This is a genomic window from Pseudomonas sp. FW300-N2F2, from assembly GCF_017351655.1.
GTDB classification, from domain to species: Bacteria; Pseudomonadota; Gammaproteobacteria; order Pseudomonadales; family Pseudomonadaceae; genus Aquipseudomonas; species Aquipseudomonas fluorescens_AA.
Genome location: NZ_JACNDQ010000001.1, coordinates 2460765 through 2483465 on the forward strand (window position 1 = coordinate 2460765; position 22701 = coordinate 2483465).

Consider the following 22701-nt stretch of genomic DNA (forward strand, 5'->3'; position numbering starts at 1 on the left):
TCCGCAAGCCACGGCACCTCTCGATCAATCCGCTCGGTTGCGGATTACTTCCAGCTGGACTGAACGAAACGCGGCAGCTCATCCGGGTACGACGTGAACGCCAGTTCGGAGGTGTAGGCGTAGTTCATCGAGTAGTTGAACAGCGGCGCCCAGTACGCCTGTTCGCTGATGCGCTGCAACGCCTTGCGGTAGTTGTCCTTGCGCAATTGCGGGTCAAGGGCGTTGTCAGCGGTCTGCAGCCAGCCCTGGACTTGCGGATCCTTGATGTTGTCGTCCGGGTTGCCCTTGAACCAGGTGCCGGCCGACGCCGAGGTGTCGAGGATCGAGAACGAGCCCCAGGCCTGAAACGACATGGGCACCTTGCCGCCACGTTGTTGATCGCGCAGGGCGGCGTACTTCAAGAAGCGCAGCTTGGCGTTGATGCCCACGGCGCGCAGGTTGCCGATGATGGCTTCGACGTAATCACGGTCGCGATAAGCGAAGATTTCGGTCTCGAAGCCATTGGGGTAACCGGCTTCGGCGAGCAGCGCCTTGGCTTTGGCCGGGTCGTAGTTGTAGACCGTGGCCGCGGAGGTATCGCAGCCGAACTGGCCTGGATAACAGGCAACCTGCAGGGGTTTGGCTTCGCCCCCCACCAATTGCGTGGCCAGCGCATTGCGGTTGATCGCATGGTTGATGGCCTGACGCACCTTGAGGTTTTTCATCGGCGAGTTTTCAGTGGAGGTGCCGCGAGCATCAAGAATCAGGAAGCCGATGCGCATGGTTTCGCCGCTGGTCACGGTCAGGTTCGGCATGCCTTTGAGGTCGACTGCCTGATCCGAGGTCACGCGCCAGGTCCAGTCGACACCATCGGTCATCAACTCGGCCAGGCGGGTTTCGGCATCCGGGATCACTCGGAATTTCAGGTGACCGATATGGGGCTTGCCTTGTGGGCTGTCCGGGAAGTAGTCCTTGTTGATCTCCATGGCCACGCCTTCGCCAGCCACCACCGACACAGCTTTATACGGTCCGGTACCGATTGGCTTGCGGCTGAATTCGGCCAGGCCGACCTTCTCGAAATACTGCTTGGGGAACATCGGAACGGCGTTGGACAGGTATTCCAGTGCCGGAGGGAAGGGCTTCTTCAAATGCAGGCGGACGCTATAGTCACCGGTTTTTTCGGCGTTCTTGATCCAGTCTACGTTTTGCACGGTAACGACTTTCGCTTCGGGCGACACCACGTAGTTGAGGGTGAACACCACGTCGTCGGCGGTGAAGGTATCGCCGTTGTGAAATTTGACGCCTTTGCGCAGTTCGAAGTCGATGGTGGTGTCATCGACCTGTGTCCAGTGGGTGGCCAACATGGGCTGGTATTCGCCGCTGTTGGGATCGCGGTAGATCAGGTTGTCCCAGATCAGCCGGCCGAGAATCACGCCTTCGCGTAGATCGTTGTGATAGGGGCTGATGTTTTCAGGCTCGCTGTCGGAAGCGTAAACCAGGGTGTCGTTGGCTTTACCGGCATGAGCCGGAAAACTGCTGATGATGCCCATCAGCGCGATAGTGCAGGCGAAACCTTTGATGCCCATGCCGTCGTCTCCGTTGGCGAGAGTGGTTGAATCAAAGGGCAGCGAATCGCAAAAGCGTAAAGGAGGGTAAAAAGACCAGGTCATGTTTTTTTTGATCTGGACACGAATGTAGGGAAAGGCTATCAATGCCGCAAGAATAATATTTCGATACTTCCTTTGCCGAAAAGGCAAACCTTGGAGGCGCCGATGCAGCTGTATGGTGTGCAGTCCACGGCACTGCGCTATTTTCTTGAAGTGGCGCGATGCGGATCGATCAGCGAAGCCTCGGTACGGCTGAACGTCGCGGCGTCAGCGGTGAGCCGGCAGATTGCCAAGCTTGAATTGGCCCTGGATGCCAGCCTGTTCGAGCGTCGTGCCCGGGGCATGGTGCTGAGCGAGGCGGGGGTTCGACTGGCGGCTTATGCGCGCAAGTCGCAGCTTGAGGCCGAGCAGGTGGTGCTGGAAATTACCGAGCTGCATGGCTTGCAACGAGGTCATGTGCATGTTGCCTGCTCGGAAGGCTTTGCGCTGGAGTACATGCCCAGGACCATCAGCGCGTTCCGGCGTGAGTATCAGGGCATTCATTTCACATTGGAGGTCTGTGCGCCTGCCGAAGCGACCGAGAAGGTTCGCTCCGGCGAAGCCGATCTGGCGATGACCTTCAGCCTGACGCCGCAAAAGGAAATCAAGGTCGAACATGTCCTGAGCGGGGCGATTTTTGCCGTGGTCTCCAACGCCCATCCTTTGGCCGGACGTGAAGCGGTCAGCCTCGCTGAGCTGCAACCCTGGCCCATTGCGTTACCCAAGGCCGACACCACGATACGGCAACTGTTCGACATCTGTTGCGGTGTACAGGGCTTGTTGTTCGACCCGGTGTTGACCACTAATTACGTTGCCTCGCTCTACAGCTTCGTCCGCGAAGAGGGGGGTATCAGCCTGGCCAGCGAAATGACCTTGCACAAGCAGGTGGCGGACAAGGCACTGCAATGCTTGCCGATCCTCGATGAAGGCATGCATGCGCGGCGCATCGAACTGCAAAGCATGGCTGGACGCAATCTACCGGCAGCGGTTTGTGCATTCAGGGATTTTCTGATTGCGGATCTGGCGAAGGCCAAGCTCTGAGCCGGGTGAGTGTGTTTTCAATGCTTGCATGACGTCATTCGATTTTCTTGACCATCAGCCGCCGCGCTGTATTTGCTCCAGGATCAGGCTATCGGTGATGTTCATGTCATCCAGCAACAGAAACATCTTGCTCAGCACCTCGGCCATTTTCTTGTCGGTGTCGGCGAACGGCAGGTAGAACTCCGTGGCGTGGCTGCCTGCGGGCACGATGCACAGGTAATTGCCGGGTTCGATATGGATGGCGGCGCTGCCCAGATGAATGCGGTAGTTCGCACGCTGGCCGGTAATGTGCAGAAAATGCCCTTCGCATTTAACGTTTCGCAACCCTAGCCCTTGAATCAGCTCGCCGACCAGTTCGGCGCGTCGTTGCACGGTTTCGTGGCTGGTGCTGTAGTCGTCTGCGGCGTGGGCCACGGAGACCAGCAGGTCGGCGTCGCGCATGACTTCCGAGAACAGCAGCGGCGGTACTTGTTCAAGAGGGATGGCTTTGTGGTCGCGGTGGAACGCAATCGTGTCGAAGGTAAAGTGTTCTGTTTCCGAGAGGTAATGACCGGTATCCAGAAAGTTGAACAGAGCGTAAATGCCGTGCTCCTTGCTCTCGTAATAGATGTCCTCGACGCTGGAGGTCGACCAGTTGCGGACCTGTAGCAACCGGGCGGCGACTTTGGCTTTCAGGCGGTGGCCGGCAAAGCGGTTGGACCACAGGCCGGTGTCTCGCTCGGCCGGTGTGAGCAGGTACAACTCGCGAAAGGCCTGTTTGAACGGCTGCACGCGGCGATGGGTCACCACGTCTTTCTGCCAGGCCGACAGTTGCCCTGCCGTGAACAGATGAAAAGGGTGAGCGATACGCAGGGTCTTTTCAGCGACGTGTTGGCGGCCTTCTAGGTCCGTCACCGTCAGCGTTGCGACATCGAGCCAGCCCAGCGCCGCATCGTCGGCCTGCACGATCAGTTGTTCCAGCAGCAGGCGAACGGCGGGCATTTTCAACAGCGGCTTCAGGTCGTCCAGGGCCAGGGTTTCGCCGCTGCTCATCATCGCTTCCAGGGTGCGGCAGAAGCGGCCGATCTGCTCCTTGAGCTGGGTCTGCTGCGTTTTGAGGGCGATGAAGTCTGCGTTCTTGCGAATCGCTGGCGGTGCGGTCTTGAGCGTCTTTGTGGCCTTGCAGATGTGCAACGTGGGTGACAAGCCGTCGATGACGAGCGTGACGTCATAGCCATCGATGGTGGCGGCTGTCAGGGCGGATTCGGCGATCTCCGATTCCATGGCCCATTCCAGGCGAATCGCCGAGGGGTAGCCGGCGACACGCGCCAGGTTTTCCAGGCCTGCCTGCACCGCTGCGTGGGAGTTGGCCTGGCGTTCAGCGCCGTATTTACGCACCTCTCTGTGCAGTTTCTTGAGCGTCAGATAGCGCTGGCGTACGTCGTCCGCATCCTTGACGGGCAGTACACCATAGATGCGCATGGCCGCCTGTGCATGGCGGGTCAACTTCTTTTCCAACGCTGCTCGACCGATGCCCTGGTAGGCGTCGAGCAGCACACGGGTCTCGGGAAATGCCCAATGCGAGGGTTCGAGCGCCGCGAGGTACTCGCGCAGGTGGTCTGGGTCGGCCTCGGCCAGCGCCTTGTCCAACAGGTAGCGGTCTACCACACCCACGGTTTCATCCAGCGTATTGGGCAGGTCGGTGCCCCAGCCGGATCGAGGTGCCAGGGCAATGCTCAGGTATTCACGCTGGAAGGCGTGCAGATCGCTCCAGCCGAGCGCATCGAGCACCACCCGGCTGGCTTGTCCGGCGTAGGGCAGGGCGGTCAGCAGGGTATTTCTTGAAAAACCGGACAACGCCGCAAGCAGCGCTGCCGATTGGTCTTTGGGCAAATCCTGAAGCAGCAGGAAGCATTGGAGCATCGCGGCCGTATCGCCGAAGCTGTCAAAATCATCCGGCGTCATGCCCAGTCGTTCGATGACCGCCAAGGCCCGCAGCAACCAGCGGGTCTGATACACCTCGACCGAGCGGAAGGTGTCAGCCAGCCTCTCGGCGTCATCGGGCAATCCAGCCAGGGCGTCCTCGACGTAGCGAGCGGTGAAGTTCGCCAGTTCCGAGGGCACTTCGGCGGGGGCGTCGTCAGGCTGAGATGACTCATCATCGCTGTCTTGCGGGTCATCGTCGTTTGAGTTGTCTTCGTCGAAATCTTCATCGACGTACCGGTTCAGGTCCACATCGTCGCTGTCCAGTCCGCTGTCGTCTGAGTAGAACATCATGGCGCTGCCCCAGGTATTGGCCGCCCGGACGAAGCGCGGGTAATCGAGGCGACCCGCTTCCATCAGGCCCAGGGCGATGCGCCTGATTTCCTTGTGCCCGTAGATATATGCATCGGCGATTTTCCTTTGTTCACCACCCGGCGTTGAAGGCGGCTGCTCGCGGTTCCAGCTGCCGTCCAGCAGCCATTCGGCGAAGGTCTGCCAGGCCGGGGTGGACGGGTAATCGCTCAGGCGATGGATGCAGGCCTGAACATCGGGGAAGGCCCAGGCCTGGTCCGGACTTCTTCGGTAATAGGCAGGGCCATCTTCGTCAGTGGGCAGTGGATAGTCACTGTCCTCGAAGGCAAATTGCAGCATGTGCTGCAGTCGCGCGCAGATCTGCTCCAGCGCATAGGCATCCGGGTGAGCCGTGACCCAGGCATCGCAGAGTCGATATTGCAGACCGTAGCGCTGTTGATCGCGGCGGTCCTCCAGATCGTCCCAAACGGTCGGGAACACAAAACCATCAGCCAGTGCCTTGGGTCCATCCTCGGGATGCTGCCTGACCCAGTCATCGGCCAGGCGCAGGAGGTCGATACCGTCCCAGAAATCGGGCTCGAATTCGTCATGGTGGCTGAGCTCGGGATAGTCATCCAGCGCTCTATCACAGAATGCTCGCAGTGCTGCGAGGCGTGTGGCTTGTTCAGGCACAGGACGGCGTGACGGCATGATGTTGTCCGAAGAAGTGAGTGACGAGGATCAACCGCCAAGCAGCGGCACCAAGCGGATAAACGCGAGGGTGGAAGGGGGACTGAGTTCGATTGTCTCATCGAGTCTTTGCAGCATGACGCCGTTGTGCAGGACGCGGAACGCACGGCTTTCAAAACCCTTCAAGGCTCGTTCGACCTCAACGCCGACATCCAGGTCTGCAGGCGCGCAGGCCTGGGGCATGACCACCGCGCCTTCACTGGCTTGCCGAAGAATGTCCCGCTCGCTCAGGTATTGGCGGTCGAGCACTTCACGCATCGATACGTGTGCCAGCCAGTGCTGGACCGACAGCGCGGCGATCTGTTCGGCAACGGTCAGGCGAATGAGCTCGGCGACCGTCAAGGTCGATGCGGTCGGTGTCAGGGAGACAGGGGGCAGCAAAGGCTCTTGGCGTGCGCCTTTCAGGCAATAGCTATGAACCACGAACTCCATGACGCATTCCTTGCAAACCAGGCCAGCCGGGCGGATGGCACCGTAGCATAGCCCTGTGTGCAGTAAATTTCATCGCGCCGCGGTCTCTTTTCATCTTTACGATATTCGCCGGTCAGCCTCCCTGTGCCGAGCGGCCGATGAACCTCTGTTGTCGGCGAAAAAACCGTAATGCTAAGGCTGGACAGTGCTCTTGGTGGAGACGATTTTGCCGTAACCTTCTATCGGCGACGTCTCGACCACCGCCGTACGCTCGCTGCGACATTTGAACTTCACACCTTTGCGCGGCGCCATGACTCTGGCCGTCTCCATGCACATTGCCCTGGTCGCGAAGGTAGGCCCTGGTTTTCGCTCCTCGACACAACCTTCGATGCCACTGCAGATCGTCAGCACAACAAAATAAACAGTCATCATCTCCGTATTGCTCCCTTGCGCGATGCGAGTGAACACATCCTGTAGTCCAGGTCGGCTGGCCTAAACGTTTAGCGGGGTTGCCTTCGGATAATGAGCTTCGATTTAAATCGCCAGCAATGGCACGTTGGTACCGCGCGTCGGGAAACTGTCGCTGTATTAATATATTTTTATTTCATCGATTTTTATGCCAATAACTTGGCGTCACCCGCGTGCCGGGGGAGGGTGAACGCGGGGTCCATGAACACCCGGGAACCCTGTGGGAGCCGAGCTTGCTCGCGATAGCGTCGGTACATCCAACATCACTACCAGCTGACCCAGCGCTAGCGCGTTCCACACAGGGAATTTGTAGTGAGCGCCCGATCAGGCCATGCCCCAATCGCTGCTCAGCATACGGGTCGCATCCTGACGGATTGGATTCACCGATGGGGTAGATCCATTCACCACTTTGATGCCGTCAACCCCTGCGCGTAATCGGCAGTCAGGCTGTCATTGCACGATTCGTTGCAACAATTTGCTCATGGGTGGACTGACTGCCAGAAGCCATGAACTTGGCCAGAAGTGCGTCCCGGTTTTGAGGCGCCTTCGTTCTATCTGCCGCACATAAGGCCGATTTCAGCTCCGGCAACGTCAGTTCGGTGCAATACGCTGGCGTGCCTGGTTGCTGGCGCCATGACTCCTCAAGGCTACCAGCGGCAAGCGCGGTGAAACCGGTATCTTCGACAAGATCCTGCACGATTGCCTCGGCATTGGCGTCATCCCCGGCGACAGGCAAGGCGATGCGTGTTGCAGACCCGGTGGGTTGGCCTTTGTCGGCAAGCGTCGCTGCGAGGACGGCGTTCCATGCCTTGATGATCGGGCGGCCAATCTGCTCGCTTACCCAGACGCTCTCGGGCTTGCCGTCGTCTACTTCTTTGATTGACCCGTCACGTCCTGGATAGTAATTGGATGTGTCAATGACGACGACTTTGTCGGGAACATTACTCAACGTTTGCTTGAGATCAGGGTATTTCGCGAAGGGGATCGAGAGAATAACAACGTCCACCTCGGACACGGCATCTTCCTTGGTCACCGCCGGTACACCGATTTCGTTGGCAAGGTTCTGAATGCTCCGAGGGGCCTTCGAGTTTGCCAGTTTAATCTCATGGCCGCACGCAGCGAGCTTACGGGCAAGGGTAGCCCCGATGTTGCCCGCGCCGATAATTCCGATTTTCATTTCAATGACCTCCTCGTATATCAACAACTATTCAGTGACCCGCTTGGCTGGGTGTGCGAATGAATTAAGCGTGTCGCGAAGATCCAGTAATTCTATGTCTCAACACATCAACCACGCTGAGTAGGAGTCTCCTTCAGGCGCTATTCAAACAAGCGGTGCCCCGTCGAGGCAGGTGCTACCGACACACGGTTAACATCATTCTGCCGGTGGTTTGTATCCTGCCAGCATTTTCAATACCTCATCGTGTGCCCCGTTCGCTTCAGCAAGCCGCAATGGCTTGGCACGTTCGACGACCAGTTCGCGTGGGGTCGGGGTGATCTCGAGCAGTTCGAAGATTTCATCCAAGAACTCATCCAAAGGCATGGCGTGTTCGTCATTTTCCTGACCGAGCAAAGTGGTCCGCACACCCGGTGGCGCAAGCTCGATAACCTCGACTGACGAATCCTCCAGCTGCACGCGAAGACTTTGAGTGAACGAATGAACGGCCGCTTTGGTTGCGCTGTAGGTCGGTGTCGCAGGCAGTGGGACGAATGCCAAAGCCGAACTGACATTCACGATCGTTGCACTGGGCTGCTTGATCAGTTGGGGCGTGAAGGCATACACCATGCGAATCGTGCCAAGCAGATTCGTTGTCACGATATCTTCGGCTGTGCTCAGGTATTGGGAGTCAGTCAGATCCTCCCAGTGCATGATGCCCGCGTTGTTTATCAGAACGTTCAGATTCGGGTGGCTGATCGCAAGTGCTTCGCGGGTGCGCTGGATGGATTGCGGATCGGCGACGTCCAGTAATACCGATTCAATACCTGGATGTTCCGACACGATCTTGTCGAGCAGAGCCTTGCGACGTCCCGCGATGATGACGTTGTTTCCCGCCTTGTGAAGCCTGAGCGCCAGGCCGAGGCCTATGCCTGAAGTGCTGCCGGTAACCAGGATCGTGTTGCCAGTGCTGTTCATAGTAAACTCCGGTACGGGTAGGTAAGCGGACAGGTGTCCACGTGCTAAAAAAACTACCGGACAACTGTCCGCTTTGCAATGCAGCGAAGGAAAAAACTTTGCCCAGGAATGACGAGTTGGCGATGCGTTCTGACGCCAAGAAAAACCGAGAACGAATTCTGAAGGTCGCTGTGGCGCAGCTGACACTCGATCCTGCGGTCCCGCTGAGCGCGATTGCGAAGAAAGCAGGAGTGGGACAGGGCACGTTCTATCGCCATTTCGCCAACAGAGAGGAACTGGTATTCGAGGTTTATCAATTCGAAATGCAGCAAGTGGCCTCGTTGGCGGAACAGCTGCTCGTGACAAAACCCCCCAAGGAAGCCCTCCGAGAATGGATGGATTGCCTCGCTGAATATGCAATGACGAAGGCGGGACTTGCGACCGCGATACGACAAGCAGCTTCCACTTACGAGTTTCCAGGGAAGTCGGGGTACGCCCCCGTCCAGGCAGCAGCCGAGTCGCTTTTGAGGGCGAATGAAAAGGCTGGAACGATTCGTAGCGGGGTTACCCACGACGACTTTTTTCTAGCCACTGCCGGAATATGGCAAATAGATTGCCAGGGTGAATGGCGCTCACGTCTTGCCAGATTGATGGACTTGGTCATGGATGGTCTATGCGCTGGCAGCCCTGAAAGCCTGAAGGAGAGAAACCAGTAGCGGTCGGCGAACAGCTGTCTACAACGACAGATGCAAAGGCGCTAGCATGAGCGTTTACTCATAGAAGGGAACATCATGCGAAACCTTCCTCCTTCTTCGAGCCTGCGCGCCTTTGAAGCCGCTACCCGGCACGCCACGTTCACTGCGGCAGCGGAGGAGTTGCATGTCACACAGAGCGCAGTGAGCCACCAGCTCAAGCATTTGGAACAGCTCTGGGGATTGCAACTGTTTCATCGCGGTAACTCGCTGCACCTGACCTCGGCAGGCGCAGCGCTTGCGCCCATCGTGCGGGAGTTCTTCATGAAGCTCGAGGCCACCTTGGCCGATTTGCGCGAGCAAAACGGGCGGCAGCGGCTGAGCGTGAGCACGACCTATTCTTTCGCCTTGAAGTGGTTGCTGCCCAGGCTTCCTGATTTGGCGCAAGCGCATCCGGAAATCCTGCTGACCCTGGACAGTACCGATAGCCCGATTAACTTCTCGACGACAGACCCGGACGTGGCTATCCGCCTGGGCAACGGGCATTTCCCTTCGCTGTTTTCAGAATTCCTGTTCCGCGAGCAGATTTTCCCAGTCGCCAGCCCAGCGTTGCTTGCACGTTTTGGTACGCCTCAAACGGCCGCCGAATTGCTGCGCTATCCACTGCTTACGCGCGATGGCGCAGCGTTGGTGCCGAAATGGGAGCAGTGGTTTGCCCAGGTGGGCGTCGAGGTCACGACCTTGAAGGAAAGCATTCGCTACGCAGATACCAATATGACCATCGAGGCGGCGCTCCTGGGACAAGGTATCGCGCTGGCACGCAGCGGGCATGTCGAAGCAGAGCTCAATGACGGCCGTCTTGAAAGGCTTTTCGAACTGCAGTGCGCATCGCCCCTGGCGTATTACTTCGTATGCCCCAAAGGGATCGAGGCTCAGCCTCATATCACCGGCTTTCGTCGTTGGCTGGTTACCCAGGCCCTGGACGCTCAGCACGCTTATACATGAGGTTTTCCTCATGCCGGGATGAAGAGACTTTGCTTTTTTAGCGCGACTCGATCGGTCTAGGATGATGCATGCCCTTACACATCATCTGCCTCGTCTTGTTCGCCGCGCTGCTACACGCCAGTTGGAATGCCATGCTGCGTGGGGGAGCCGACCGTTTGTGGTCCATGACCATCATGTGCATGGCGATAGCCCTGGCGAGCGTCGTCGTGGCGGTGCTGTTGGAGCTACCCGCCCGTGCCAGCTGGTCTTGCATCGGACTCTCCGCTGTATTGCACGTGGGCTACAACCTGTTCCTGGTGCGCAGTTACAAGTCCGGCGACCTGGGCCAGACCTATCCAATCGCCCGCGGTGTATCCCCGATCCTGATTGTCCTGGCCGCCTCGTTGTTCGCGGGCGAGCGCGTGGCGCCGAGTGGACTGCTAGGTATCGCGTTGGTGTCGACCGGAATCCTCTCGCTGGCTTATACCGGGCGCCGGCGGGCGTTGCCTGACTTGCCCTACGCACTGGGAACCGGTTTTTTCATTGCCGCCTACAGCGTTGTCGATGGCATAGGTGTTCGCCTCTCCGGGGCGCCAATGGCCTACACCGCCTGGATGTGTCTGTTGTGGGGCGTGATGATGCCCCTGGTTTATATCGGACTGCGGGATGCCAGAAGCCTCTTTGCCTTGCGGCCAGGTATCGCCGTGGCTTTCGCTGGCGGGCTGGTTTCATTGCTGGCCTACGGCGTCGTGATCTATGCCATGGCCCATGCCCCGATGGGGGCGGTGTCCGCCCTGCGCGAAACCAGTGTCATGTTCGCCGCTTTGATCGGGTACGCATTTCTTGGCGAAGCATTGACCTTGCGCAAGCTGTTGGCCTGCGCAGTCATCGCGCTCGGTACGCTGGTTATCGGCTGACGCTGCTTTTTCATTTGGCTGTGAGGATTGACCATGAATGACCGTTCGCAAAAACCCGTGATCGTGATCACCGGAGGCGGGCGCGGGATCGGGGCGGCGACCGCCCTGCTGGCCGCTGAGCAAGGTTATGACGTCGTGCTGACCTACATCGCCGATGAGGCGTCGGCGTTGTCGGTGGCAGCGCAAGTCGAGGCCAAGGGGGGCCGTGCCTTGGCGGTGCGTGCCGATAACGCCGACCCCGCACAGGTCGCCGAACTCTTCGCCACCCTTGACCTACGCTTCGGACGAATCGATGTGCTGGTCAACAACGCTTCGATATTGGCACGCCAATCTCGCTTGGAGGATCTTGGCTTCGAGCGCATGCAGCGAATCTTTGCGGTCAACACCTTGGGCCCGATGCTCTGCGCGCAACATGCGACCCGGCGCATGGCCTACCGTTATGGCGGGCGTGGCGGTGCGGTCATCAATATCTCTTCGGCGTCAGCCCGCCTCGGTAGCCCGAATGAATACGTGGACTACGCAGCGTCCAAGGGGGCGGTTGAAACGTTCACGACGGGTTATGCCAAGGAAGTGGCCCGGGAGGGTATTCGTGTCAACTGCGTTCGCCCCGGGCATATCTATACCCAGATGCATGCGAGTGGGGGAGAGCCGGACAGAGTCGACCGGGTGAAGGAGACGATCCCTATGGGGCGTGGCGGCCAGCCGGAGGAGGTCGCGCGGGCCATTCTCTGGTTGGCGGGGCCGCAGGCTTCGTTTGTGACGGGTACCTTTCTGGATGTGACCGGAGGGAAGTAGACCGGCTATCAAGTTTTTCTTTCAAATGACAGCGTCCGATTATTGCCGCTGCACCACGACCGGTCATGCCGTGTTCGAAGCGGCATGACCGGAGCGCTTTGTGGATTATTTTTGCGCCAGCAATGCCTTTCTTGCCGCCTTGTCATGTTTCATGGCAGCGATTTCACGCTCGCAGGCCTCGATATCGAACGAGTTGTCCCACTTGGCAATGGCGATGGTGCCGATGCCGTTACCGATCAGGTTGGTCACGGCTCGCGCTTCGTTCAGGAACCGGTCAATGCCCAAGAGCAAAACCAGGCCTACCAGAGGAATGGAGTGGATGGTTGTGAGCGTTGCGGCCAGCGTTACGAAGCCCGCACCCGCCACGCCAGCCGAGCCTTTTGAGGTCAGCAGGAATACGCCCAGCAGAATCATCTGATCCATAAAGGTCAGTGGTGTGTTGGTCGCCTGGGCGATAAAGATGGCGGCCATGGTGAGATAGATGCAGGTGCCGTCCGCATTGAAGGTGTACCCCGTTGGCAACACCATGCCCACTACCGATTTTTTACAGCCAAGCTTTTCGAGCTTCACCATCATTCGCGGCAGTACGGCTTCGGTGGAGCAGGTACCGAGCGTGATGAGAATTTCATCCTTGAAATAACGCAGGAATTGCATGAGTGGCATGCCCGACCATCTAGCCACCGTACCCAGCACTATCACGATGAAAATCAAGGTCGTGGTGTAGAGCGCGACCAGCAACTGGCCGAGTGACAGCAAGGTACCAATACCGTACTTGCCGATGGTGAAAGCCATACCTGCACCGGCACCAATCGGCGCCAAGCACATCACCATTGCAACAACCTTGAAAAGCCCTTGCAGGAACAGGTCAATGGTGTTGATCAGCGGCTTGCTGGTTTCGCCCATTTGAACCAGGGCAACACCCATCAATACCGACAGCAGGATGACCTGGAGCATGACGCCATTGGAAAATGCGCCAAGGAAGGTCGGCGGGATGATATTGAGAAAGAAATCAATGATGCCGCCTTGCTCACTGGCCGCTTGGCTGTATTTACCAATGGCGCTTCCATCAAGTGCGCTAGCGTTGATGTTCATGCCCACGCCAGGCTTCACGATGTTGACCACAATGAGGCCAACGACCAAGGCGATGGTTGAAAGGATCTCGAAGTAGACCAGCGCTTTTACGCCAATCCGCCCGACCTCCTTGATGCTGCCCATCTTCGCGATACCCACGACGACGGTACCGAAAATAATGGGCGCCAACAGCATTTTGATCAGCTTGATGAAGCCATCGGCGAAGGGTTGGAGCTTGGCTCCGATATCGGGCGCGAAGTAACCGATTGCCGCACCGATCACGATGCCGATCAGCACTTGCACGTACAGCTGGCTGTACCAGCGAGACTTGGAAATTTCCACGGAAGCACCTCATTTTATTTTTGTGATGGGCATGTGGCTTGGCGTCAGTGGAGAACGCCTGTTTCTGCGGTCTTTTTCAGAAAGACCGCAGAACGAGAGGGATCAACCTTCGCCCAGCTCACGCATGACGGCGTACAAAGCGGACTTGGCTTCGAAGCCAACACCTGGAATATCCGGCAGGCCGACATAACCGTTTTCGACACGGATGCCGTCAGCGAAACCGCCAAAGGGCTGGAACACATCGGGGTACGATTCGTTGCCGCCCAGGTGCAAGCCCGCGGCGATGTTCAGGGACATCTGGTGACCACCGTGAGGCACTACGCGGCGGGAAGACCAACCCATTTCCTCCATCACCTTAAGGGTGCGCATGTACTCCACGAGCCCGTAGGACAGCGCACAGTCGAACTGGAGGTAGTCACGATCAGGGCGCATGCCGCCGTGGCGCAGAAGGTTGCGGGCATCCTGATGGGAGAACAGGTTTTCGCCGGTCGCCATGGGCAGTTCATAGTGGTTGGCAAGCTCAGCCTGCAAGGCGTAGTCCAGCGGGTCGCCGACCTCTTCGTACCAGAAGAGGTTGTACTGCTTGATGGCCTCCGCGTAAGCAATACCTGTCTGAAGATCGAAGCGACCATTGGCATCGACCGCCAGTCGACGACCGTCTCCAACCACTTCAAGTACCGCCTCGATGCGACGGATATCCTCATCCAGTGGCACTGCACCAATCTTCATCTTGACGACATCGTAGCCACGATCCAGATAGCTCTGCATTTCCGCTTTGAGCTTGGTCTGGTCTTTGCCAGGGTAGTAGTAGCCTCCCGCTGCATAGACCCAAACCTTGTCATCCGCCACGCCGTTACGGTAGCGGTCAGCCAGCAGGCGATACAGCGGTTTGCCCTCAATCTTGGCAACGACGTCCCATACCGCCATGTCGATGGTGCCAACGGCGACCGAGCGCTCGCCGTGGCCACCCGGTTTTTCGTTGGTCATCAAGGTCTTCCAGATGGCGAACGGATCCAGGTTGTTGTGCTCATGATCGACGAGCGTATCTGGATCCGCTTCCGTGATTCGTGCCAGGAAGCGATCACGCATCAGGGCGCCTTGGCCATAGCGACCATTGGAGTTGAAACCGTAGCCGATGACAGGCTTCCCCTCGCGAATCACGTCCGTGATGACAGCCACGACCGAGCAGGTCATTTTCGAAAAATCGATATAGGCATTGGCGATTGGGGAGGCAATCGAAACGGTTTTTTCACGAATGTCTACGATGCGCATGGCGGGTTCCTCTTGTTGTTGATGGCCCCACGTTATGCGTTGCGATGCCCCCCGCCCAATGCTATTAATGCCGCACCCTATGCACAGGAGGCATGGCCCTTGGAGCTCGTTTGGCTTGAAGATTTCTCGGCGCTTGCGGAGTACGGCAGCTTCGTTCGGGCGGCTGAGGCGCGGCACGTTACCCAGCCCGCATTCAGTCGCAGGGTGCGTTCATTGGAGAGTTGGATGGGGGTGCAGTTGTTCGTTCGAACACCTCAAGGCGCGACGCTTACTGAAGCAGGCAGGCAAATTTTGCCAAGTGCTCAGGAGGCGGCCAGGCGCTTGTACAGAATGCGCAACGAGGCTCAAGAGATCGCTGGAATGGCCGCCAAGTCGCTTCAGTTTGCGGCCACTCACTCCCTGTCGTTTACATTTTTTCCAAAGTGGCTTCGAAGCTCGGAGAGCGGTGCGCCAATCGAGGCTGTGCAACTGCATTCGGCTAGCATGGCAGCCTGTGAGCAGATGCTCATACACGGCCAGGTTCAGTTTTTGCTTTGCCACCGCCATCCCGACGTTCCTCCTCTGCTAGCCCCTGATCAGTTCATTGGCAAGAAGGTGGGTGAGGACGTTCTCGTTCCCCTTGCGAGTGCTTCCGCTAACTTCGGCACCTCGCCTGCGGCATTGCCATACCTCGCTTACACCCATGAGTCCGGATTGGGGCGTATCGTCGCTCACAGATTGCGTGGCAAAGAGGATTACCTTCACCTCAAACCACTTTTTAGCAGCCACCTTGCAGCGGTACTCATGTCCATGGCCCTGGAAAGCAAAGGTGTGGCTTGGCTGCCCAAGAGCCTTACCGAACAGGAAATACTGGATGGACGCTTAGTCCGGGCGCTCGATGAAAGCTGGGATATACCTCTGGAAATTCATCTGACCCGTCCAACAGCGCCACTCAGTCAATCGGCCGAAGCGTTCTGGGGCAGGGTGGGCAGCCGCGCTTGATTGCTGGTGTTCTTCGCTAAGTAACGGTTCCGTTAGTCGAACGTTTACGGCGTGAGGCGTGGTCTGGCACCGTGTCAAGGTGCCCAGATTCCCACATCGCGGGCATCCACCGACTTGGGCAACAGCCCGGCGGCGAAAAAGGCATCGGCGATTTTCTGCTGTTCATCCAGTTGGTCGGCTTTTACCGGTTGTACCTGGTAACTGCGGTGGGCGTTGGCCGCTTCGACCGTCTCCACATCGAGATTGCCCCACAACGGGCCCAGGACCTGCGCCGCGTCGCGGGGATGGTTCTTGATCCAGTTGCCAGCGTCCTGCAGTTGCTCGTATACCACCTTCAGCACTTCAGGGTGCGCCTTGGCGTAGGGGGTGCTGGTCAGGTAGTAACGCTTGTAGCTGGCCAGCCCGCTGCCGTCAGCCAGGGTTCGCGTTGGTAGCTGCCGCTGCACACCGCTGAGGAACGGTTCCCATGTGACCCAGGCATCGACTTTATGATTCTCGAATGCCGCCCGGCCATCCGCGGGGGACAGGTAGGCCGGTTGGATGTCCGAGAACTTCAGGCCTGCCTTGTTCAGGGCCGCGATCAACAGGTAGTGGGCACCCGCCGCCTTGGTGACCGCGACTTTCTTGCCTTTCAGATCCGCCAGTTGCTGCAAGGGGGAATCCTTGGCCACGACAATGGCCTGGGCCGAGGGCGAGGGCGCTTCCTGTGCGAAGTAAGTCAGCTTGGCCTGCGCGGCCTGAGCGAATATCGGCACGGTATCGGCCACGTCGGCGCTGACGTCGACATTACCGACATTCAATGCTTCCAGCAGTGGCAGGCCGCTGGGGAACTCGTGCCAGCTCACTTCGATGTCTGCCTGGGCGAGCGCCTTGTCCAGTTTGCCTTGGGTTTTCAGCAGCGTGATCAGGGTCGATGATTTCTGGTAACCGATGCGCAGGGTTTCCCGAGCCTGGGCCGGGAGCGCAAGAGTGGACAGGACCAGTGCAACGACCAGGCCGGTCAGAGCGGGGTGATGCAATATCGCCCGGGGATGGTTGATGAGTCTTGACATGGCATGCTCGACATTGACTAAGGGGTGGATGAACACCACGGAATCCTATGGTTATAAAAACCAATTTATAAATACTTTTTGTGCATTAGCTTAGGCGTCTTTGCACTCGTCAAAGCGGCCACTGCTGGCCAATTGCGCCGGGCCTCAGAGGTCGTAGCGCACCGACAACAAAAGGGTTCGCGGATCGTTGACGGAGTAGTAGCGAGCACCGCTTGCGGGCACATAACCGACCGCTTGCGGGTAGGCGCGGTCGAGCAGGTTTTTCACCGACAGTGTGGTCGTCCAGTGCCCGTCGCCGGAGATGTAGCGGGTGTTGGCGTTCCAGAAGGTCTGCTGGGGGATTTCCTGGACGTCGTCGTTCAGCGCATTGGCATAGGACTTGGTCTGGAACTGCGCATCGGTGCCAGCCAACCAGGTGCCGGGCAAACCCGCCGGGATGGTGTAGTTGAGGCCGACACTGGTGTTCCAGCGCGGCGAGTACACCAGTTGTTTGCCGTTGGCATCGATCCCGGCGCCGCTGGCGTTTTCGAAGTCGTCGTATTGGCTTTGCAGGTAGCCAAGGTTGAACGTCAGTTGCAGGTCGTTGGTCAGCGCGCTGAGGGTTTCCAGTTCGACGCCGTAGGTGTGGGCCTGGCCCACGTTGGTCCGCAGGCTGACGCCCAGCGCCGGGTCATAAGCGTTGGTTTGCAGGTCCTCGTAGTCGTTGTAGAACAGCGCGAGGTTGGCGCGCAGGCGACGGTTGAAGAAGTCGCCCTTGAAGCCGGTTTCCCAGGTGGTGACGTCTTCCGGAGAGAATGCCTGCTCGGCAGCGGCCTGGGTCGGCGCGCGGTTGTCGTAGCCACCGGCCTTGAAGCCTTTGGCGACGTAGGCGTACTGGTTGAGGTGTGGCGTCCAGGCGTATTCGAAACCGAGTTTCGGGCTGGTGGATTGCCAGGATTTGCTTGAGTCGGCGCTGAAATTGGTGCCGGTGATCTGCCGGTCGGTGTTGACCACGTAGTTGGTGTAGTCGAAGTTCTTGTGTTCGCGGGTGAACCGTAGGCCGGCGATCAGCGACAGTTGTTGCGTGACTTTGTAACTGCCCTGGCCATACAACGCATAACTTTCGGTATTGGTCGTGCTGTATTGACCCTGGCCGATCACTCGGTTGCGCGCAATCGAGTAAGTCAGGCTGTCTCGCTCGGCATCGAATTTTTCCCGGTACAGGTACAGGCCGGTGCTGAAGCTGAAATCGTCGTAGTCGCCGTTGAGCTGGAACTCCTGGGTGGCATAGTCCTGCTTGTAGGTGATCAGGCTGTTCTGAATGAGGGCCGCCTGCCCGGAATTGTCATAGTCCACCGGTTGGTTGAAGGCTGAGTAGGCGGTCACCGATTTGAAACTCAGATGATCGTCGAGGGTGTAGATCGCCCGCAGCACCGAGCTGCCCTGGTCGAGGCGGTTCTTCGGATTGAGGCTGCTGTAGCTCTTGAACTTGTCGAAGTGGCCGTCGGCATCGAAGGGGGTATAGCTGGTGGTGTCGCCGCGGTCGAAAGTGCCGGCCAGCGTCAGTTGCACATCCCAGGGCGAATCGATGGGGTTGAAACGCAACTTGCCGCGGTAGGACTGCAGGTCGACGTTATTCACGTCCTCGCCGCGGGTGGGGTTGGAGACGGTGCCGTCACGGGTCAGGCGAATCGCCGAAAAGCTGCCGAACAGGGCGTTGTCTACCAGTGGGCCGCTGATCAGCAGTCGACCGTTCTGAACGTTGTAGTTGCCGGCGCCAAGCTCGAAGAAACCACGGGTTTCCTGGGTCGGGTCGCGGGTGATCACGCGGATCGCGCCGGCGCTGCTGTTGCGCCCGTAAAGCGTGCCTTGGGGGCCACGCAGGACCTCGACGCGCTCGACGTCGTTGAAGTCGAGCATCGAGGAAATCGCCCGGGGGATGTACAGGTCATCGGCGTAGACCGCCACGGCGGCTTCCTGGATCGGATCGGTCTCGCCGATGCCACGAATCCCGTAAGTCTGCGCGCTGTAGGAGATCGACTGGCGGCTGAGGGTCAGGTTCGGGACCTGCCCGGAAAGGTCGCGGATGCTCTTGATCTGCTTGTCCTCAAGGGCGTTTTCATCGAACGCGGAAATCGCCAGCGGGGCTTTCTGCAAGTCCTCGCTGCGATGTTCGGCGGTAACGGTGACAACGGGGAGGGCACCCTCCTGGGTGTTTTCTTCGGCGTGGGCCGACAGCCCGAACAAGGCCAGCGATACGGCCAGTGCCAAGCGGTTTGAAGTGAAGGTGTCGTGCATGGTGAACCCCTGGTGTGTAGATGCTGCGTGGGTGTTGCTTTTTTTGGGCAAAGCGTTGCCGTGGTCATGGCTGTGAACGCCATGGCGGCGGTGGCTCGGGCCGGTTTCAGGTTTGGGTGTGCAATTGACCGTGGAGTGGTGTCGGCCGGAAAAACATAGCGTTCCGAGAGCCTCCACCTGGTCAGGGGTCGGTGATGGTTGTAACAGTATTTGTATAATAGAGCGCTGTAAAAGTCCGATTTGTTATAAGTTAATTATAAAAAATAGACATTAAGTTTTTGTATTAAATGCGTAAAGCTGATGTTTTTGTCTTTGGCTGACATGACGCAATCGCGGGCAAGCCTCGCTCCCACAGGTTATGTACATGACCTGTGAGAGCGAGGCTTGCCCGCGATGACGATGGTTCTGCTGGAATCAATACCCGCGTTGTACGTTCGCCAGATTTTCTGGCGCCAACCCGTTCAGGAAGCGCTCAAGATTGGCCAGGAAGCTGTCGGCTATTTCATGGCGGCTGTTGCTGGAGATCGCCGAAGTGTGGGGCGACAGGCGCACCCTGGGGTGGGCGTAGAGCGGATGGCCGTCGGGCAGCGGTTCGGGTTCGGTGACGTCCAGTGAGGCCAGGCCGAGGGTGCCTTCGTCCAGGGCCGCGAGCAACGCCCCATGGTCCAGCAGGCCGCCGCGGGCGATGTTGATCAGGTGCAAGCCCGGCTTGGCACTGGCGAGCACCGCGCGGTTGACGATATGCCGCGTTGCATCGGTCAGCGGCGCGGCCAGTACCAAGTGATCGGAGCGTGAAAACAGCTGGTGGATGTCCTGCGCGGCCTCGACGCCTTCCACTTCGAACGGCGTCTGGCTTTGCCGCAACGCCAGCACGTGGATGCCCAGGGCACGGGCCTTGGTCGCCAGGCTGCGGCCAATCGCACCAAAGCCGAGAATGCCCAGGGTGCTGCCCTTGAGCGGCGTCAGGGCGCTGAACTGCCATTGCGAGTCGTGCACCCAGATGTCCGGCAGGCGTTTGGCCGCCGCGAAGATCGACGCCAGGGCAAATTCGGCAATGTTGTCGGCGGCGCTGCCCCGGGAGGTGCTCACCGGCGGGCCATCGAACAGCCACTTGGGGTAAAAGTCGATGCCTGAAGACACCACCTGGACCCATTTCAGGCCGTAGGGCCAGCCCGGCGGCGGCGTGTCCGGCGCCAGGTAGCCGCGCACGTTGATGGGCCGGGCCAGCAACACACTCACTTCGGCCGGCAGGTCGCTTGGCACGCCGGCCGGCGCGTCGAGCACTTGCGCGCCGGGGTACGTCTGTTCGAGGCGTTGGCGGATCACATCGTTGAAGTCTTTATCCAGCTGGCTGGCGATCACGAGTGTGCTCATGCAAGGTCCTTTTTCTGGCGTTGGGCAAACACCGCTTTGCCGACGCCTTGCAGCACGGCATCGTTTTGCGGGGTGTGGACGCGACTGCACAGCACGTCGCGGTAATGCCGTTGCAGCGGGCTGTGCCGCGACAGGCCGGGGTTGCCGGAGGCTTCGATGGCCAGTTCGACAGCGCGGATGGCGTTACCGGTCACCAGGTATTTCAATTGCGCGGCATGGGCCGCAGGAGTGCGCCCTTCGGCGGCGGCATCCAGCAGGCTGCGATTGGCGAACAGCAAGGTGTCGATATGCCCGACGGTTTCCTGGAAGCGTGGCAGGGTCGCCAACGCAGCGCCGAGGTTGGACGGTTTGCGCTGTTCCAGCCAATCCACGAACCAGTCCCGCGCGGCCTGGGCGACGCCGTCGTAGACCGCTGACAGCAACACCGACATCCACAGGAAGCCGTCACCGTCCAGTTCGGGCTGCGGCGCACTCCAGCGACTGACACTGACGGCGTGATCCAGTGGCACCAGCACGTTGTCGAACCGCACTTCATGGCTGCAGGTGGCACGCATGCCCAGGTGGTCCCAGTCGTCGACGATGCTGATCCCGGGTGTGTCCTTGTGGATCAGCCAGGCACCCACCAGAGGATCTTCATCGGTGCTGCGCGCCCAGACGCTGAACCAGGTCAGGCCGTGACTGCCGGTGGAATAGATCTTGCGCCCGCTGATGCGCCAGCCTTCGGAGGTGCGTCTGGCGATGGTGGCCGGCAGCCCGCCACGGGCCGGGGTGCCCAAGTCGGGCTCGACACGCAAGGCATTGATCAGCGCGCCTTCGCGCACGGCATCCTGGGCCACTCGCAAGCGCAATGCCTCGGGCCAGTTCCGATTGTCCTGCAGGCGCGAATGCTGAAGGTACTGCATCACCAGAATCAACGCCGTGGAAGGCTCGCCCTTGGCGACCGCACTGATCGCTTTGTGTGCCTGTACCAGGCTGGCGCCGCCACCGCCCAATGCCTTGGGTACCGTCAGGGCCAACAGGCCATGCTCGTGCAGCAACGTGAAATTGTCCCGGGGAAAGGCGCCGCTCTCGTCATAGACGTGGGCCGTGGCTGCCAGTTGCCTGCCGATGCGTTCTAGCAACGTGTCGAAGTCGGCGACATCGACCGATTGCAGCGAGGGTGGGCGTGAAGAAGAAAGACTCATGGTGCATTCACTCGATCAAAAAGGTGAGGCCCGGATGCGGCCCTTGTGGCAAGGGAGCAAGCGCCCTCGCCACAGAAGTTCAAAGCGGCAGCAGGCGGAAGTTCCTGTCCCACAGCGGACTCACGTCGAGTCGTTCGTTCAACACGCCGGCGTTGAAGAACAGGTCGGCGACTTCTTGTTGCGAAGCAATGGCCTGGTCGCTGACTTCGACGACTTTCGACGGCTGGCTGCGGTTGTTGTACATGTCCAGGAACACGGCTTTATCGACGCCCAGCAACTGTGCCGACTTGGTGGCCCAGGGCTCGGGGTTGTTGTTGATCCATTCCAGGGTGCGCGCCTGCCGTTGGATATAGTCCTGGATCGCCTGCTTGCGCAGCGGGTCTTCCAGGGCAGCGGGGCGCGCGGCGACCAGGTAGTTGCCCGACAGGTAGCCCAGGGCGGTTTTCAACACCCGGGCACCGCTGCGGAACTTCGCCAACTGGATGAATACGCCATAGATCACCCAGGCATCGAGCTGACCGCTCTGAAACGCCGTGAAGCCATCCTGGGGCGTGAGCGCCACCGCCGTGATGTCGTTCATGGTCAGGCCCTGTTCTTTCAAGGCCTTGATCAGAAAGTAGTGGGACGTGGTGGAGCGCACATAGCCGACCCGCTTGCCACGCAGTTGTCCGATCGATTCGAGGGATGAATCCTTGGGAATCAAAATCACCTGGTTGTTCACATCGCCTTGCAGCACCGCGATCAGGCGCGGCTGGCGGTGGCTCTGGATGGAAAAGATCGGCGGGATTTCGCTCATGCTGCCCACGTCCAGGCTGCCCGAGGCCAGCGCTTCGACGATCAGGTTGCCACCGGCGAACTCGGCGTATTCGATCTTGTAGGGGGTATTGCCGGTGCCGGCATCGTCGACGAAATAGGAGTCCTGGCCCCGGTAGGTGGCGACACCCAGCGTCAGGTCCGAGAGCTTGGCGCCTTGCGCGAACGCACGCGGGACCAAGCCGAGCGATGACAGCCCCAACGCCCCGAGGGCGATAGAGCTGGCCGTCAGGAAGTCGCGACGATTGAACTGTCTCGGAGTGATGTTTTTCGTCATGGTCAGGCTCTT

General features: G+C 59.1%; 19 protein-coding genes. 6 read left to right on the forward strand and 13 right to left on the reverse strand.

Features of this window, described 5'->3' with window-relative positions:
• Positions 1 to 44 precede the first annotated feature (44 nt).
• Positions 45 to 1565 carry an ABC transporter substrate-binding protein gene (locus J4E63_RS10790; protein WP_207281936.1) on the reverse strand — a complete coding sequence of 507 codons (1521 nt, stop codon included), beginning with the start codon at positions 1563 to 1565 and terminating at the stop codon, positions 45 to 47.
• 186 nt (positions 1566 to 1751) lie between these two features.
• Between J4E63_RS10790 and J4E63_RS10795 the strand changes: the two genes are divergently transcribed.
• A complete protein-coding gene (locus J4E63_RS10795) occupies positions 1752 to 2666 on the forward strand; it encodes a LysR substrate-binding domain-containing protein (RefSeq protein ID WP_072339293.1) in 915 nt (304 codons plus the stop codon).
• 54 nt (positions 2667 to 2720) lie between these two features.
• On the opposite strand, the gene J4E63_RS10800 is transcribed toward J4E63_RS10795, so the two are convergent.
• From J4E63_RS10800 to J4E63_RS10820, 5 genes are all read right to left on the reverse strand, one after another.
• Positions 2721 to 5630 carry a DUF4132 domain-containing protein gene (locus J4E63_RS10800; protein ID WP_207281937.1) on the reverse strand — a complete coding sequence of 970 codons (2910 nt, stop codon included), beginning with the start codon at positions 5628 to 5630 and terminating at the stop codon, positions 2721 to 2723.
• A 30-nt stretch (positions 5631 to 5660) separates the two neighbouring features.
• Positions 5661 to 6101, reverse strand: a complete 441-nt coding sequence (locus J4E63_RS10805) for a hypothetical protein (RefSeq protein WP_207281938.1) — start codon at positions 6099 to 6101, stop codon at positions 5661 to 5663.
• Between the two features lie 171 nt (positions 6102 to 6272).
• Positions 6273 to 6548, reverse strand: coding sequence for a hypothetical protein (locus J4E63_RS10810; protein ID WP_207281939.1), 276 nt, complete (start codon positions 6546 to 6548; stop codon positions 6273 to 6275).
• A gap of 442 nt (positions 6549 to 6990) precedes the next feature.
• Positions 6991 to 7731 carry an NAD(P)-binding domain-containing protein gene (locus J4E63_RS10815; protein ID WP_310650710.1) on the reverse strand — a complete coding sequence of 247 codons (741 nt, stop codon included), beginning with the start codon at positions 7729 to 7731 and terminating at the stop codon, positions 6991 to 6993.
• 189 nt (positions 7732 to 7920) lie between these two features.
• Positions 7921 to 8679 carry an SDR family oxidoreductase gene (locus J4E63_RS10820; protein ID WP_192260647.1) on the reverse strand — a complete coding sequence of 253 codons (759 nt, stop codon included), beginning with the start codon at positions 8677 to 8679 and terminating at the stop codon, positions 7921 to 7923.
• A 122-nt stretch (positions 8680 to 8801) separates the two neighbouring features.
• On the opposite strand from J4E63_RS10820, the gene J4E63_RS10825 reads away from it, so the two are divergent.
• From J4E63_RS10825 to J4E63_RS10840, 4 genes are all read left to right on the forward strand, one after another.
• Positions 8802 to 9374 (forward strand): TetR/AcrR family transcriptional regulator, encoded by a 573-nt coding sequence (locus J4E63_RS10825; RefSeq protein WP_207281941.1) that lies wholly within the window; start codon positions 8802 to 8804, stop codon positions 9372 to 9374.
• Between the two features lie 75 nt (positions 9375 to 9449).
• A complete protein-coding gene (gene gcvA, locus J4E63_RS10830; protein WP_207281942.1) occupies positions 9450 to 10355 on the forward strand; it encodes a transcriptional regulator GcvA in 906 nt (301 codons plus the stop codon).
• A gap of 68 nt (positions 10356 to 10423) precedes the next feature.
• Positions 10424 to 11251 (forward strand): DMT family transporter, encoded by an 828-nt coding sequence (locus J4E63_RS10835; RefSeq protein WP_207281943.1) that lies wholly within the window; start codon positions 10424 to 10426, stop codon positions 11249 to 11251.
• A gap of 33 nt (positions 11252 to 11284) precedes the next feature.
• Positions 11285 to 12046 carry an SDR family oxidoreductase gene (locus tag J4E63_RS10840; protein ID WP_207281944.1) on the forward strand — a complete coding sequence of 254 codons (762 nt, stop codon included), beginning with the start codon at positions 11285 to 11287 and terminating at the stop codon, positions 12044 to 12046.
• Positions 12047 to 12151: 105 nt separating this feature from the next.
• Here J4E63_RS10840 and dctA read toward each other — a convergent pair whose 3' ends face one another.
• Both dctA and J4E63_RS10850 read right to left on the reverse strand, forming a co-directional pair.
• Positions 12152 to 13459: a C4-dicarboxylate transporter DctA gene (dctA, locus tag J4E63_RS10845; protein WP_207281945.1), complete on the reverse strand. Its 1308-nt coding sequence runs from the start codon at positions 13457 to 13459 to the stop codon at positions 12152 to 12154.
• Positions 13460 to 13561: 102 nt separating this feature from the next.
• On the reverse strand, positions 13562 to 14731 hold the full coding sequence (locus J4E63_RS10850; protein ID WP_207281946.1) for a mandelate racemase/muconate lactonizing enzyme family protein: 1170 nt from the start codon (positions 14729 to 14731) through the stop codon (positions 13562 to 13564).
• 99 nt (positions 14732 to 14830) lie between these two features.
• On the opposite strand from J4E63_RS10850, the gene J4E63_RS10855 reads away from it, so the two are divergent.
• Complete coding sequence (locus J4E63_RS10855) at positions 14831 to 15712, forward strand: LysR family transcriptional regulator (protein WP_207281947.1); 882 nt, start codon at positions 14831 to 14833, stop codon at positions 15710 to 15712.
• Between the two features lie 74 nt (positions 15713 to 15786).
• Here the strand turns inward: J4E63_RS10855 and J4E63_RS10860 are convergent, their stop codons facing one another.
• The 5 genes from J4E63_RS10860 to J4E63_RS10880 all read right to left on the reverse strand — a co-directional run bounded on the left by J4E63_RS10860 (position 15787) and on the right by J4E63_RS10880 (position 22689).
• Positions 15787 to 16764, reverse strand: coding sequence for an aliphatic sulfonate ABC transporter substrate-binding protein (locus tag J4E63_RS10860; RefSeq protein WP_060742838.1), 978 nt, complete (start codon positions 16762 to 16764; stop codon positions 15787 to 15789).
• 144 nt (positions 16765 to 16908) lie between these two features.
• Positions 16909 to 19041 (reverse strand): TonB-dependent receptor, encoded by a 2133-nt coding sequence (locus J4E63_RS10865; protein ID WP_207281948.1) that lies wholly within the window; start codon positions 19039 to 19041, stop codon positions 16909 to 16911.
• A 414-nt stretch (positions 19042 to 19455) separates the two neighbouring features.
• Positions 19456 to 20415 (reverse strand): D-isomer specific 2-hydroxyacid dehydrogenase family protein, encoded by a 960-nt coding sequence (locus J4E63_RS10870; protein WP_207281949.1) that lies wholly within the window; start codon positions 20413 to 20415, stop codon positions 19456 to 19458.
• Positions 20412 to 21599 (reverse strand): acyl-CoA dehydrogenase family protein, encoded by a 1188-nt coding sequence (locus J4E63_RS10875; protein WP_207281950.1) that lies wholly within the window; start codon positions 21597 to 21599, stop codon positions 20412 to 20414. The genes J4E63_RS10870 and J4E63_RS10875 overlap by 4 nt, the downstream gene beginning before the upstream one ends.
• A gap of 79 nt (positions 21600 to 21678) precedes the next feature.
• Entirely contained in the window at positions 21679 to 22689 is a 1011-nt protein-coding gene (locus tag J4E63_RS10880; RefSeq protein WP_207281951.1) for an ABC transporter substrate-binding protein, read from the reverse strand.
• Between the last annotated feature and the right edge of the window lie 12 nt (positions 22690 to 22701).